Here is a 14618-nt window from a genome sequence, read left to right on the forward strand (position 1 = left end):
GGTTTACAGCTCCTTTTATAAATTTATTTTTTATACGACTTCAACTGGCCAAGGCAGAGGATTGTCGAAATGCCCCCAATCGGCCTGCATTTCTTCATCACTGAGCAGACATTGGTCAAGTTCGTCTTCAATGATGACGCGCTCCATTTCAATCCCGATCATGACCAGCTCGGTCTGACGGTCTCCCCACTGCGCATCCCACTTCTCCAGCACATCTGGCTCCGCACGCAAAATTTCTTCCTTATTAGCTTCCGGCAATGCCGCAACCCAATGTCCGGCAGGGCCAAACTGAATCGACGATCCCGCCTGACTCAGACTTGCAGCAACATCCCCTTTAGCCGCGAGCCAGACCAGCCCTTTGGCACGCACCACTTCTTCCGGCCAGTAGCTCATGAATTCAGCCAGACGAGAAGGATGGAATGGTTTTCGACGACGATACACGAAGGAGCCAATACCGTATTCCTCGGTCTCCGGTGTATGGGATTCCTTCTCCAGCTCCTGAATCCACCCGGCGGACATGCTTGCTTTCTCGAAGTCGAAGAGACCTGTACTCAAAATTTCAGACGGGTTGACCTGTCCGTTCACAGTCCGAATGATTTTGGCCTTAGGCTGAAGCTTGCGGATGACACCTTCAAGCTTGTTCAGCTCCACGTCATCGACCAGATCACATTTGTTCAGCAACAGGACATCACAAGTCTCTATCTGATCAATCAGCAGGTCCACAACATCGCGGGTATCTTCCTCACCTGTGGCCTGGTTCCGATCCAGCAGACTCTGCCCTGAGGCAAAATCATGCCAGAATCGATGGGCATCCACGACGGTTACCAGACAATCCAGCTTCGCCAGACTTGTCAGATCAATACCTGACTCCTCGTCTGCATATGTAAAGGTCTGTGCTACCGGCACAGGTTCACTGATGCCTGTGGATTCAATCAGGATATAATCAAACCTGCCTTCGTTCACCAGCGTCTCAATCTCCTGCATCAGATCATCCCGCAAGGTGCAGCAGATGCAGCCATTGGACAGCTCCACCAGCTTTTCTTCGGTGCGCGACAACGTCGCCTCACCCTTCACCAGAGCGGCATCGATGTTGACCTCACTCATGTCATTAACGATGACGGCGACCTTGAGCCCCTGCCGATTGTGCAGTACGTGATTAAGAACGGTTGTTTTACCTGAACCGAGGTAACCGCTAAGAACAGTTACCGGAACCTGCTTTTGTGTCATGTGTATCTACTCCTTATGGTTGTGGTCCATATACCTCTGACCTTAATAGTAATTATTACGATTAACAACAATGACTATAATCCTGTTGAACCATGTTGTCAAATCATTTTTGTTTTTCTCGCGCGAGGTGGCCGCTTGGGTCACGGATCGTCCTCCGATCGTTGTTGTCTCATATCTGGAATCGGCAGGCAGCATATATGACAAATAGGTCATCGTTAAAAACACCCCCGCTCTCCTTCACGGTCGATACCATATACAGCGGAAGAAAGGTCGTGGTGGCTCCAAATACGTATGAAGCAAACAGCATGACTACACTGCTGATCAGCCGTGGTCTGCTGCGCCCGATGTCAGATTGATCCCGCACTCTTCGTTCATACAATATGGAGAACCACAACTACTAAATTAAAAATACGGAAACTGCAAAAAACGGCCACCTGATTGAGGTCACCGTTTTTTACGTCCATTCGCTATTGTATTAGCATATTATCTTATTCATTATTCACGTACTTACGTATTCACGTATTTAACTAGCAGTTATCAGTTACTCGCCATTTGACTGCAACTTTTGCAGTGACTCTTCAGCCAGCGCTGCCAGAAGATGTGCGCCAAGCGGCAGTGCCCGTTCGTCCACATCGAATGCAGGATGATGCCATTCGTGTGGGCCTGACGTTCCGAGGAAGAGGAACAGTCCCGGAACCTCCTTTTGGTAAAAGGAAAAATCTTCGCCAGCCGGGGAAGGTATCGGTCGGATACTGTTCAACCCCACCTCGCTCGCGACTTGCTCAGCCGCTGCAGCCAATGACGCATCATTGACCACGGCAGGTGGTCCCTGAATCCAGCGCACGGTAGCCCGTGTCCCATAGGCTGCTGCGACACCGGCAACCACCTGATTGAAACGCTCGCGAATCCGGGCACGCACCTTCTCGTCAAAGGTACGCACGGTGCCGTCCAATATGGCTTCTTCAGGAATGACGTTCCAAGCGGTGCCGCTGTTAATTTTGGTCACACTGATCACGGCGCTCTCCTGTGCTCCAACATTACGACTCACGATGGCCTGTAATGCAGTCACAATATGAGAGGCCACCACAATCGGGTCAATGCCCGCTTCCGGAACTGCCGCATGGGTTCCGACACCCTCCACTTTAACCACAAAACCATCTGCCGCTGCAAGCAGCGCTCCTTCACGGATACCTACCGTACCGACCTGCAGATCCGGTTTGTTATGCAACCCAAAAATAGACTGAACTTCGGATAGCGCTCCGCTCTGAATAACCTGCCGTGCCCCCGTCGCCTTCTCCTCCGAAGGCTGGAAAATCAAACGAACCTTGCCCGGCAGCCGGGACTCTCGCTGTTTCAACAATCGTGCAGCACCGATCAAAATGGCGGTGTGTGCATCATGACCGCAGGCGTGCATTCGGCCAGCGATTTGCGAGGCATACTCCAGCTTCGTTTCTTCCTGGATCGGCAGGGCATCAATATCTGCGCGTAAGGCCACTACCGGGCCATTGCCCTGCCCAATTTCAGCGATAAGGCCCGTTCGCAGCGAATATTCATCTGCAATCCGTACCCCTTCCTCCACCAACCAGCCTCGAATGGCTTCTGTCGTTTCCCGTTCCTCTCCGGATAGCTCGGGGTTACGATGCAAATGTCGCCGAATCGCGGTTAAGTGCTCTGCGAATTTTTCATCCTGCCCAACGTAAAATTCATGCTTGCGGCTCTGTTCTTCAAGTTCTGCCTGTTGCTCAGGCTGTTTCAGATCACTGCTCACGACATTGCCTCCTTTTATCATCGTATGTGCCATGTAAGATGGGTTAATATAATACACGGGTCACTTCAACAGGTATGCTCTATAACATATATATGCCTAACCGATCACCGCTTGCGCAGGTGTCGACTCATGCGCAAATTCGCCCAGTCCCTGCTCATCCAGCGCCTCACGCAACAGTTCAAATGAACGAATACGCTTGGCAAAATCACGTGTGGCTGTGGTAACAATCAGTTCATCCACGGCAAAATCCTGCTGGAACTTCGCCAGAGTCGGACCAACCGTTTCCTTCGTACCTCTCGTCACACTTGGCTCCAGAATCTCGATCCGATACTTCTCGTTCGATTGCCGTCCGAATTCTTCCGCCTGCTCCACGGAACCAACCGTCAATACCTTGCCATTCTCCAGATGGATCTTAACCAGCATGTGTTCACTTGCCAGTCCTTCGGCTTCTTCCGCACTTTCCGCCACAATCAATGATATAGCGAGGATGGCATACGGCTCCCGTCCATGTGTGCGGTCGAATTGTTCCCTATAAGTTCGCAGAGCCTCCAGAGCAACCTCCGTATTGCTATTAATAAACAATGAAAATACATAAGGCAGTCCCAATTCTGCCGCCATGCCTGCGCTATCGATACTTGCTCCAAGCACGTATAGCTCGGCCGGGATTTCGGATACCGGCGCAGCGCTCAAGCCGGCCAAAGGATGTGTTTCGTCTTCATGCGGTTCATTATGAATGAACTGCTTCACCTGATTGATTTTCTCTTTCAGTGAAGCGGCCTCCTGAATCCCTTGCTGTAGTGCCTGCGTGGAGCGGGGCAATCCTCCCGGTGCACGTCCAATACCCAGATCAATTCTCCCCGGACCAAGCGCAGAAAGCACATTGAAGTTCTCGGCCACTTTGTAAGGACTATAATGTTGCAGCATCACCCCGCCAGAACCGAGACGAATCCGCTCTGTATGCGCCAGCAAGTGGGAAATGAGCACTTCCGGTGAGGAGCCGGCAACATGACCTGAATCATGATGTTCCGATACCCAGAAACGATGAAATCCAAGCTGTTCAGCCCGCTGTACCAATTCAATCGTATGCCGAAAAGCATCAATCGGCGTCTCCCCTTCATAGATCGGGGTTTGATCCAATATGCCAACACGAATACCCATCATATTCTCCTCCTTCGATCATGCCGAACCTGACTTTTTAAAATCCGTTCTTACTTCCGTTAATAAGTCTCTATAGCTGCCGCAGCAGTTCCCCGAAAGGCTCTGCAAAAGGCGAATGTTCTTCTTTTAACGTAACGACGCTGATCTGCAATGATACACCTGCAACCTCATGTACCTGAATAGGAAACAGCTCCTGATCCTGCACTTCCTTTTGCACTGTCAGACCTGGGAGAAACGCAATACCTGCTCCTTGCTTCACCAGCTTCTTCGCCGTCTCCGAATTATCAACGTGATATGTAATATCCGGCGGGTGCTCCAGCGAGTCAAAGGCCCGGTGAATGCGCAGCCAGTCCAATGAACCACATTCAAAAAAGACCAGCTGCTCATTCCTGATCGCCTCCATGCTGACATGCCCGCGTTCAATAAATGGATGGCCTTTGTACACGTATAACTGGATTGGATCTTCATAAAAAGCAACCGTACGGATCGCAGGATGCATGACCTTCCGCACAAAAGCAAGATCGATTTCCTGACCCAGCAGCTTGGCGACGAGTTGGTCCGTCGTCGCTGTAGTCAGTTTGATGTTCACCTCAGGGTAAGCTTCCTTGATTTTGGGCAGAAAGTCGGGAATGACATAGTTAGATACGGATACCGTACTGCCGAGTCGAAGTGCATCGGGCGTCGTACGGCGTTGCTGTATTTTCTGTCTGCCCTTCTGAATCACTTGCAGCACCTGCTGGGCGTAGGGAAGGAACTTTCTCCCCTCTTCCGTGAGCACAATCTGTTTGCCAAGACGGTCAAACAATTTGCAGCCGAGTTCACGTTCAAGGGACTGAATACGAGCGGTGACAGAAGGTTGGGACAAAAAGAGTACCTCGGCAGCCTTATTGAAGCTTCCGTAATGATTGATATATACAAATGCTTCAATGTTCTCAATATTCATAAGCGCCCCCCGAATCCACGTCCGCAGACGTTATCTATATCTATTTATCCAATGAATTTACTTGGTTTTATGATATCGTAATACCATTCTTTTCCAGAGTCAATATCAATTCTTCCAGGGAACGATTCAATCTTGTAGTAATGTCCGCCGAAAGCACATATTTCCCGTCATCGAGTCGATCAATTCCCTGATCAACTGCGTATACTCCGCCGAGAATATGTCTTCCACCAAGTGCTGCCAGAACAGGCTTCAATGCATAATCGATCGCGAGCAGATGGGCAATCGAGCCGCCGATGACTAATGGAAGAGCAAGCTTGCCCCGCAGTCCTTCCTGAGGGATCAGATCCAGGAACAGCTTCAGCACACCTGAGTACGATGCTTTGTATACCGGTGTTGCCACGATGACTGCATCCGCTGCTTCAACAACAGCGAGCGCATCACGAATGAAAGAGCTATCAAACTTGGCCTGCACTAGATCTTCCGCTGGCAGGTCTGCTACATGAATCACCTCAACGGTAATGCCTGCCTCTTTTAATTTATTGCTGCTGTAATCCGTAAGGCCTGTCAGACGCGAACGTTTGGAAGGCGATCCGGCAATAATAACGACATGTGACATCATGATTCCTCCTTGGAATAGCGGTCAAGCCGCTCCATTTACTTTGGGGTCCAACCGATCGCGAATATCGTCTCCAATCAGATTAACCGCCAGCACAAACATGGTAATTGCAAGTCCCGGGAAGGTACAGATCCACCAGGCAACCGTCAGATAACCTCTCCCTTGCGAGAGCAACGCTCCCCAATCCGGAATTTCCTTCAACACACCAAGTCCAAGAAAGCTGAGCCCGGAGCCTGTCAGAATGGAGGTACCCACGCCCAGCGTCGCCATAACCAGCAAAGGTGACAACGAATGAGGCAGTACATGCTTCCAGAAAATACGGGCATTGGAGCCCCCAAGTGAACGTGTAGCTGTAATAAAAGGCAAACCTTTAACGGACATGACCTGCCCACGCATCACCCGTGCATATCCTGGAATGGAGGATACCGCAACAGCCAGTGCAATGTTAAGCAGTCCAGGTCCCAACGCTGCCGCAACGGATAATGCCAGTAACACGCCTGGAACAGCCATCAGAATATCGACGGCACGCATGGTGATTGTGTCCAAAACACCTCCTGCATAGCCGGCAATAATGCCAAGAGCACTGCCCACAAGACCACCCACCAGCACCGAGGCAAATCCAATCAGCAGTGAATCCCTGCTGCCATGCACAACCACACTGAAGATATCCCTGCCAAAATAATCGGTCCCAAACAGGTGCGCAGCAGAGGGAGCCTGCAGGATGGCATCCGTCATCATCTGAGTTGGATCATAAGGTGCAATCCATCCCGGCACGATTGCACAAGTGACGGTAAACACCACGACCAGCAAAGCTGCATAAAAGAATAAACGGGATACCGTGAATGAGACGCGTTGACGCAGGGGACGGCGACTCCAGAGGCGTAAACGCCCTGTTCTGGCCGTCCAACCTTTTTCGTCACCCACCAATGGTTTCATGCTCATAAGACTCCTCCTTCCTCACTACGCGTTCAGATGTTTCAGACTGTTCCATCCGTCCTCACGTTCGGACTGCACGCCTAACTCTGGGATCAATGTACGCATAAGAGATATCCACCAATAAATTCAACACGACATAGATAATTGCTGTGAAAAAGACTACGCCCTGCACAACAGGCAGGTCTTTGGCCATCAACGCATCCGCGATGATTCTGCCTATGCCCTGTCTGGAGAAGACCGTCTCCACCACGACGGTTCCTGCAAGCAAATCACCAATCAACATGCCGATGACCGTCACCGCAGGAATCAGTGCATTACGCAGTGCATGACCGTACATGATGGTCCGCTGTGAAAGACCTTTTGCTCGTAATGCCACGATAAACGGCTCGTTCACCACTTCCAGCATGCTGTTACGCACCATACGTACGATGAAACCCGCACCGACGAGGCCTAGTGTTGCAGCTGGAAGCACCAATGAACTGAATCCGTCGGAGCCCATCGCCGGGAACCAGCCAAGCTGAACCGAGAACAACAGGATCAACAGAATGCCGGTCCAGAAGGTGGGCATGGAGATGCCAAACAATCCAACGAGCCGGGCGATGAAATCAATCACGCCATTACGATGAATGGCAGACAATACGCCGAGCGTAATACCAATGGTTATCGCTATGATTGAGCTGAGCGCGGTCAGCGCCAGTGTGGCAGGGAAATGTTCCAATATTTTGGGCAGCACCGGGTCGGAATTGATCATTGATTTGCCGAAATCGCCGCGCAGCATGTCTCCGAAATAGTTGGCAAACTGGATGTAAAACGGCTGATCCAGTCCCAGCTGAACCCGCAGGTTCTGAATCATCTCGGGTGTTGCCGATGACGGGTCCAGCATAAGCAGGACCGGATCACCCGGCAGCAGATACATGATGCAGTACACCAACACCGAAGCTCCCAAAATAACCAGAAGCGATGTAGCAAGTCTTGTCAGTATCGTTTGAACCATACCGGGTCGTCTCCTTCCTGTCTGCATAATTGACGTTTCGTATTATGGCTGAATCCGAACATCGTTGAACAACGGATAACCGAGTGAATCAAACTTGATGCCCTGCACCGACTTGGATGCAGCCACTGTATAAGGGAACACATAGATCGGCAAAATTACAGCTTGCTCGATCAGATATTGCTGAATCTGATTATAGATATCCACACGTTTATCCGGATCGGTCTCCACCGCTCCTTGTTCGAGCAGTTTATCGATCTTCGGATCAGATAAGCCAGATAATGTCGGACGTTCACCTTCTGCACTCGTATGATAGAAGGCATAGAGCGCATTCGGATCAGAATTGACCTGGCTGTTGCCATAGAGATCATAATCCCAGTTTTGATAGATGACCGTAGCAACGTCCTTCGTAATTTCAACCTCAACAGCTATACCCACCTGCTTGAGTTGCTGCTGAATAATCGCTGCAATGTCGTTACGCTTCTCCCGGTTCGGCGAACCGTCCACATAATGCAGGGTCAGCTTCTTACCATCTTTTTCACGAATGCCATCTGCTCCCTTGACCCAACCTTGCTCATCAAGCAGCTGATTGGCCTTGTTGATATCCGGATTGATACTTCCTTCCAGAGAAGTATCATAACCGAGGATTCCCGGAGACAGTGCAGACCACGCGCGTTCGTAGTTGCCCAGATACAGTGTCTTCACGATGGACTCCACATCAACTGCAGATTGCACCGCCTGTCTGACTTTCACATCATCCCAAGGCGCTTTGCGCAGATTGAAGAAGAGAGTATACGGCAAACCAACGGTATTGGCTTGAAGCAATTGCTGGTTCGGATCGTTCTTCAGGGCAGCAATATTTTGCGGCGGAACAGTCTCCGCTGCGAGTACTTGCTTACTCTGAACACTGCCGATACGCGTTGCTTCTTCCGGTACAATTTTGAACGTAATCGTATCAATATGCGGGGCGCCTTCATTTTCAACAGTTGCGGGAGCCCAGTTGTAATCCTTGTTTTTGGCGACAACGATATCCGCATTTTCATCCCATTTCACAAAGGTATACGGACCGGTCCCCACAGGATTTTTACCCAGTTGATCCCCATATTTCTTGGCGGCTGTAGGTGATACGATTCCTAGCAAGGCCTGACTCAAGTTACCGAGAAAAGCTTGCGAAGGTTGTTCCAGATTTACCTTAATGGTGTATTCATCAATGACCTCCGAGGAGCTATAAGGTCTAATCAGGGCAAGGGAATTGGCGGCTTTGGTGGCCGGATCGATTACCCGATCCAGATTGAACTTCACGGCTTCCGCGTTAAATGGTGTGCCATCATGGAACTTCACATCTTCACGCAGTTTAAACGTATAACTTTTGCCATCCTCCGATACACTCCACTCCTTGGCGAGCCAAGGTTTAATGGAACCATCCGGCAGCTGTACCACCAGATTGTCATAGATCGTTCGGATCGCACGTACGGTTACTGCAAGGCCACTTCGATGTGGGTCCAGCGTATCCGGCGATGTGGCGAGTGCGTAGGTTAGATTCCCACCTTCTGCTTGCCCAGCCGCCTGCTCCCCACCGGAAGCCTGAACTGCACTGTTCGAGTTACCTGCCGCTCCGCAACCGGATAATACCAGCACCAATACTGCCGCCAATGCCATATATTTCATCCATGAGATAGACCTGTTCATATAGCTTCCCCCTCTGTGTATACAGGTGTCATTGATTCATTGAATTAATGAATTATAGATTTTTTATCAACATAACCTATCCGTTAACTTGGTTTTAGGTCATCATTCGGCACCTTCCGCATATGCAATCCGAATATTTCATCCGGATACCTCATTCCTAGACTACTGCCGAATTTCAGCTATCTAATTGTTTCTCAAGCCTCGGTTCCAACTTGCTCCCGGGCAGCCGTGTAACGATTCACCGGAATTTGCACACCGAGATTTCCACGCAATGTGTCATGCTCATATTCGGTGCGATAGATGCCACGCTCTTGCAGAATCGGAACAACCAGTTCCACAAAATCGGCCAATCCACTTGGCAGTTCGGAATGAATAATGAATCCATCCGCCGCTTCGGCTTCGAACCATTCCTGGATCTTGTCAGCCACCTGCTCCGGTGTACCAAGGAATTTGCTCTTCGGTGTTGCTGCCCGCAGGGCTACTTCACGCAGCGTCAATCCTTGCTCTTTGGCATCCCGCTTGATTTTGTCCGTACCACTACGGAAGCTGTTGCTACCGATGCCATTCAATTCAGGGAATGGTTCATCCAGCGGATACTGGGAGAAGTCATGATGCTCGAAGAAACGTCCCAGGTAATCCAGCGCTTTATCGATAGTGACCAGGCTGGCAATCTCCTGATATTTCTGTTCTGCTTCTTCTTCTGTCCGTCCGATAATTGGATTGATCCCTGGCAAAATGACGATATCCTGTGTGGAACGTCCATAGGTTGTTGCGCGGGATTTGACATCTTTGTAGAAGGCCTGTGCATCCTCAATTGAATCATGTCCTGTGAAAACAGCATCCGCTTCTTTAGCAGCAAGGGTCTTGCCATCTTCTGAAGAACCTGCCTGGAAAATAACCGGCTGCCCCTGCTTTGAACGTGCAATGTTAAGTGGACCCTGTACGGAGAAGAACTCTCCTTCATGATTGAGTGTGTGCAGCTTGGATGGATCGAAGAAAACGCCGCTTTCTTTGTCTCTTACAAAAGCATCGTCTTCCCACGAATCCCATAAGCCCTTGGTCACCTGCAAATATTCCGTTGCAATCCGGTAACGTTCCGGGTGGGTAGGATGGTTGCTTTTACTGTAGTTTTTGGCTGAGCCTTCAAGCGGGGATGTAACCACGTTCCAACCAGCGCGGCCATTACTGATCAGATCAAGGGAACCGAACTGTCTGGCAACTGTGAATGGATCACTATAGGAGGTGGAAAGTGTTCCAACCAGACCGATTCGTGACGTAATGGCGGCCAGGGCGGACAACAAACTGATTGGCTCAAATCGATTCAAGAAGTGAGGTATGGATTTCTCGGTAATATAAAGACCGTCAGCGATAAAAACGAGATCGAATTTGCCTTCTTCTGCCTTCAACGTTTGGCGTTTGTAAAATTCAAAATTCACACTGGCATCCGATTGAATCTCCGGGTGTCTCCAAGTCGTCATGCTACCTCCGACACCGTGGACAATCGCTCCAAATTTCAAACTGCGCTGAGCCGTCATATTACATTCCGCCTTCCTTGGATTAGGATATATCAAGAAATTTCTAAAGTCCGATCTGATATGGATTACGAATGAAGAAAATTCAAAAGTTAACTATTCCTATGAGTTTGGTCAGCTTTAATTTCACAAATCTTATCACTGCCCCGCACATCGGTCAACAGCGTTGCTTATAGAACTTTTCTATATAAGGATTGGATATCTGAATAAGAGGATGGATTAGAGCTTATAAAAGTCCCCGACTGCTGCACACTGATATGTCAGCCTTTAGCAGCCGGAAACTGCTTTATCAAGAGATCTGCCACGTCCGGTCAGACTGCTGCTTCATCAGGCTGGGCGAGAAGTTCCGCCAGTTTCTCCAGATCGGGCTCCAGCAATGCTTCATACTTGCCGTCTCCACCCACCTCAATGACAGGTACATGTCGAATGCCATATTTGGCTTCAAGCACGTCCCTCAGCACATCGTTCCCTTGCACTTCGATGTTCTCAAAAGGCTGGTTGCGGGCCGTTAGGAATGCCTTAACCTCTCCGCAGAAATGACAGCCTGTTTTGCTCCAGAGCACTACTTTTTTCGATGTAGAAGACATCGGCATACCTCCTGATTGATTCATTGTCAGATCAGGATGGATTACCACCCAGACCATTAATTCCTATCTGTTAAATAAGAATTATGGCTATAAATGTACTCCTCACCTCTTCAAGCGTCAATGGATCTTCCAATAGAATAAACCTATAAGAGGATAGAAAGATTAAATTTTAAATTTGAAAAGAGCTCTGCAAGAGCTCCCATTATTCCTTGAACGCATCCCTAACCATGTTAAAAATGTTCGGATGACGCTCTTGGAGTTTATACAAAATGCTCGTGGAAAAGTAATTTGCTAATCTCTCTATCGTTTCATTTCGTGATTCGTGATATATGTATAGTTCGGATGCGGACAGATGTATAGCGATACGCTTTACATCACATTCCGCATCATGCTGTCGTGCCGATATACAAGGCAGCCGAACCCGGTCATTACAAATCTTCGTTCAAGAGCTGGGGAGGAGCTATAATGGGCCAGCCTTCTTCGATCGTACGCAATTGGTTCGCAGATACATGAACGATATGCCCGAATTGCACTCCCCACCGTTCCGCAGCATAAGGGGTTGCAAACCTCCTGCGTTTATTGCCACTAATCTGGTACCATGTATCCCTTTCATTCGTCGCGGCAACAATCATGCCTTCCTCCAGCGCATCCCGGTTGCTCTGAACGGGTTGAGCATGAACATGACTTCTTTCCAGGGGCCAGCCCTGTACCTCACCCGCAGATACCAGCGGCTCACCTGCGGGTACGCCGAGCAGATCCGGTTTTGCAACCAAAACAGGAGAAATGCCGCGTGGAACCGGGATATTCAGCTTACGTCGCTGTCCACGCATCAGTCGATAAACATCGCCCTTGATATCAGAGATGAAACAACCCTCCGGGTAAAAGTCCGTACTGCGTCTCAGCTTATGAGTTACATCGCTGCTGCCCTTAGTGGAAATGCGCTGTCGCAGGTCAGGGGTGTCTGTCTTGCCCAGGGGTGTCTTGTTCTCCTGCTGACTGGTCGACACCTTGGCACGCAACGAGAGCCGAGAAGTATCGGCAACCAACGCATGGGGATCTCCCCATTTTTGAGTATAATACTGTTCGTTATCCTTATTTACGACTTCATAATCCTGTTCTCCCAGCGCCTTCATGCTTACACTTCCGTAGTGATGTATGAAGGCATCTCCAGCTACCCCCAGCCTGTATCCCGCCAGCTTCGCCCGAATGATCCAGTCGTCATCTTCAAAATTGCCCACGGCGTAACCTTCATCAAGATAACCTACCCGCTCAAGCAATTCCCGTGAGAACAGCCAGCAAAATCCGACCAGCCTGTCGGTCTCCCGATGTTTCGTGGCATCCGGGCGATTATGTCGGGCAGCAAAAGACCACATGTCATCCACATCACTGTATGGGACTTCAATCTGCTGATCTCCGCCGATGTAATTTGTAACCGGACCCACAACTCCCATCTCGGGATGACTGTCAAGACAGGTCATCATGTTTTCCAACCAGCCCGGGGTGACCAGTGTATCGTTGTTCAGCACGACGATATGTCGCCCCCTCGCCATCATCAGTCCATGATTGACACCGCCGGCAAAACCACGATTCTTATCCAGCGCAGCGACCCTTACCATGCCACCTTTGCGAAGCACGGCTTCCGCCGTGCCATCCTTGGATGCGTTATCCACAACAATAATTTCAAAGGGGGCCGGTGTATGCTTTTCAATACTGGACACACATTGCAGGACATATTCGCGCTGGTTGTACGTCGGAATAATAATGCTTACGCCTTCGAATACCAGCCCGAATGAGCTTTCCCCCTGTCGTACGCCCTCATCATAGCCTCTATGGTAGCCCTGCTTATACAGTTTTGCGTTCTTGGCTGCCCGTTTGCCTGAGCCTTGGCGTCTAATCTTCCCTCCACTCCGGCTTCGAGCTGCATGCAAAACAACGGTTTCGGATGATGCTTTCCGCTGTTTTGAACGTCTGCCTGATGTGCTCATGTTGCTTCCTCCATTTCCCCTCATCCAAATGCGCGTTACGATGAACGTCGCACCAGATCGTCCATTAGAGATGAAGCTCTCCTGTAACCAATTTGTCAGCCAAATGTCCAAAATCTATGGCAACCCGCCCCAGTTCACCAGCGATTCGGCGGCACAGAATGACGGCCGGAATTCCTGCTGCTACCAGAGCGATATCGAACGAATGCTCCGCAGTCTGCTGCATCACTCTCGGGATATCCACAACACCATCCACTGTTCCTATAATGCCTGTCACTTGCACCCCGTGGCCGTTCAACAACGCCCCGAGCTCTGCAGCTTGGCTTCCAATCAGCAGCACCCGGCGCCCCTGTACCACAGGCAACAACAGACCCGAATGATGCAGGCTGTAGTTAATCGTGGAACTGGTCAGATTCAGACGGGACCAGTCAATGCCGAAATGGCGCAATACTGGAAATAAAAGTCCCTGAAAAGTAGGCGCACGCGAGATGGGGACACCGATCCAATCCGCGCCGCGAATGGCTTCCGCGAGCTCAGCGCGGATGTCTGGGGTGGAGCGTGGCACCCCTGCATAAGGCAGAAACGGTGCCAGCTCCTGCACTTGTTCGCCTGGCAGCACCGTATCGGCTGCCAGGGTCAGCAGTTCGCCATCTCCGAGGCGAACGACGGACAGGGGGCGCTGCGCATCCAGCGCCCCCTGGATATGGACAGCCATCTCATGAGGGCTGGCCAGCCGGGTTAGGGTGGGCGCATATTGGCGGAATCCCGCCTCGATCAGATCTGCCGCCGCCACGGCAGGCAGAATATGATCGGGCGGGATGTGCTGCGCCACCAGCGCCTCCCCGCCCGCGAACACGCCGTCGCGGAAGCCCTCGGCGTAGCCGCTCTCGGGCGCTGCTGCCGGCTGCGCAGGCGCCATTGCCCTTGCGCTGCCAGCATGCGCGGCAGCGCTTTCCCGCCCCGCGGGGGCGACACCACCGTGTCGGTGTGTCGCTTGCGGCGGGGCGGGACCAGCACCGCTGGCAGGCAGCGCCTGTGGCGTGCTGGCTTGCGGTGCTGGCCCGGGCGCACGCTGCGCAGCCGTGCGCTGTTTGGCGCGGGCGCCTGCGGCCCGCCCGCCTCGTGGCGCAGCATGCCCGCGGCCTGCAACTGCGCGCTTGCCCGTTTTGGCTCGCGCCCCTTTACGGCC

Annotated in this window: 14 protein-coding genes; 1 reads left to right on the forward strand and 13 read right to left on the reverse strand. The window is 51.0% G+C overall.

From position 1 onward, the window contains the following. Window positions 1-30: 30 nt before the first annotated feature. A complete protein-coding gene (locus BLS14_RS25965; protein ID WP_090954644.1) occupies window positions 31-1227 on the reverse strand; it encodes a GTP-binding protein in 1197 nt (398 codons plus the stop codon). A gap of 42 nt (window positions 1228-1269) precedes the next feature. Next, entirely contained in the window at window positions 1270-1440 is a 171-nt protein-coding gene (locus BLS14_RS32755) for a hypothetical protein (RefSeq protein ID WP_176854759.1), read from the reverse strand. On the opposite strand from BLS14_RS32755, the gene BLS14_RS32760 reads away from it, so the two are divergent. Next, window positions 1425-1583: a hypothetical protein gene (locus tag BLS14_RS32760; protein ID WP_161490625.1), complete on the forward strand. Its 159-nt coding sequence runs from the start codon at window positions 1425-1427 to the stop codon at window positions 1581-1583. The genes BLS14_RS32755 and BLS14_RS32760 overlap by 16 nt on opposite strands. A gap of 185 nt (window positions 1584-1768) precedes the next feature. On the opposite strand, the gene BLS14_RS25975 is transcribed toward BLS14_RS32760, so the two are convergent. The 11 genes from BLS14_RS25975 to BLS14_RS26025 all read right to left on the reverse strand — a co-directional run bounded on the left by BLS14_RS25975 (window position 1769) and on the right by BLS14_RS26025 (window position 14261). Further along, window positions 1769-2995 (reverse strand): amidohydrolase, encoded by a 1227-nt coding sequence (locus tag BLS14_RS25975; RefSeq protein ID WP_371121673.1) that lies wholly within the window; start codon window positions 2993-2995, stop codon window positions 1769-1771. A gap of 96 nt (window positions 2996-3091) precedes the next feature. Then, complete coding sequence (locus tag BLS14_RS25980; RefSeq protein WP_090954646.1) at window positions 3092-4153, reverse strand: LLM class flavin-dependent oxidoreductase; 1062 nt, start codon at window positions 4151-4153, stop codon at window positions 3092-3094. Window positions 4154-4223: 70 nt separating this feature from the next. Next, window positions 4224-5096, reverse strand: coding sequence for a LysR family transcriptional regulator (locus tag BLS14_RS25985; RefSeq protein WP_063566647.1), 873 nt, complete (start codon window positions 5094-5096; stop codon window positions 4224-4226). 67 nt (window positions 5097-5163) lie between these two features. After that, window positions 5164-5712: an NADPH-dependent FMN reductase gene (gene ssuE, locus BLS14_RS25990; RefSeq protein WP_090954647.1), complete on the reverse strand. Its 549-nt coding sequence runs from the start codon at window positions 5710-5712 to the stop codon at window positions 5164-5166. A 24-nt stretch (window positions 5713-5736) separates the two neighbouring features. Further along, entirely contained in the window at window positions 5737-6654 is a 918-nt protein-coding gene (locus tag BLS14_RS25995) for an ABC transporter permease (RefSeq protein WP_170867948.1), read from the reverse strand. A gap of 55 nt (window positions 6655-6709) precedes the next feature. Then, window positions 6710-7642 carry an ABC transporter permease gene (locus BLS14_RS26000; RefSeq protein ID WP_062324145.1) on the reverse strand — a complete coding sequence of 311 codons (933 nt, stop codon included), beginning with the start codon at window positions 7640-7642 and terminating at the stop codon, window positions 6710-6712. 42 nt (window positions 7643-7684) lie between these two features. Next, on the reverse strand, window positions 7685-9328 hold the full coding sequence (locus BLS14_RS26005) for an ABC transporter substrate-binding protein (protein WP_063566645.1): 1644 nt from the start codon (window positions 9326-9328) through the stop codon (window positions 7685-7687). A gap of 194 nt (window positions 9329-9522) precedes the next feature. After that, a complete protein-coding gene (locus tag BLS14_RS26010; RefSeq protein ID WP_063566644.1) occupies window positions 9523-10863 on the reverse strand; it encodes an LLM class flavin-dependent oxidoreductase in 1341 nt (446 codons plus the stop codon). A gap of 308 nt (window positions 10864-11171) precedes the next feature. Next, entirely contained in the window at window positions 11172-11447 is a 276-nt protein-coding gene (locus BLS14_RS26015) for a glutaredoxin family protein (protein ID WP_063566643.1), read from the reverse strand. 428 nt (window positions 11448-11875) lie between these two features. Beyond that, window positions 11876-13432: a glycosyltransferase family 2 protein gene (locus tag BLS14_RS26020; protein ID WP_176854761.1), complete on the reverse strand. Its 1557-nt coding sequence runs from the start codon at window positions 13430-13432 to the stop codon at window positions 11876-11878. Window positions 13433-13496: 64 nt separating this feature from the next. Beyond that, window positions 13497-14261 carry a GT-D fold domain-containing protein gene (locus BLS14_RS26025; protein WP_244552230.1) on the reverse strand — a complete coding sequence of 255 codons (765 nt, stop codon included), beginning with the start codon at window positions 14259-14261 and terminating at the stop codon, window positions 13497-13499. Window positions 14262-14618 lie beyond the last annotated feature (357 nt).

This window comes from Paenibacillus sp. OK060 (genome assembly GCF_900101205.1).
Taxonomy (GTDB): Bacteria; Bacillota; Bacilli; order Paenibacillales; family Paenibacillaceae; genus Paenibacillus; species Paenibacillus marchantiae.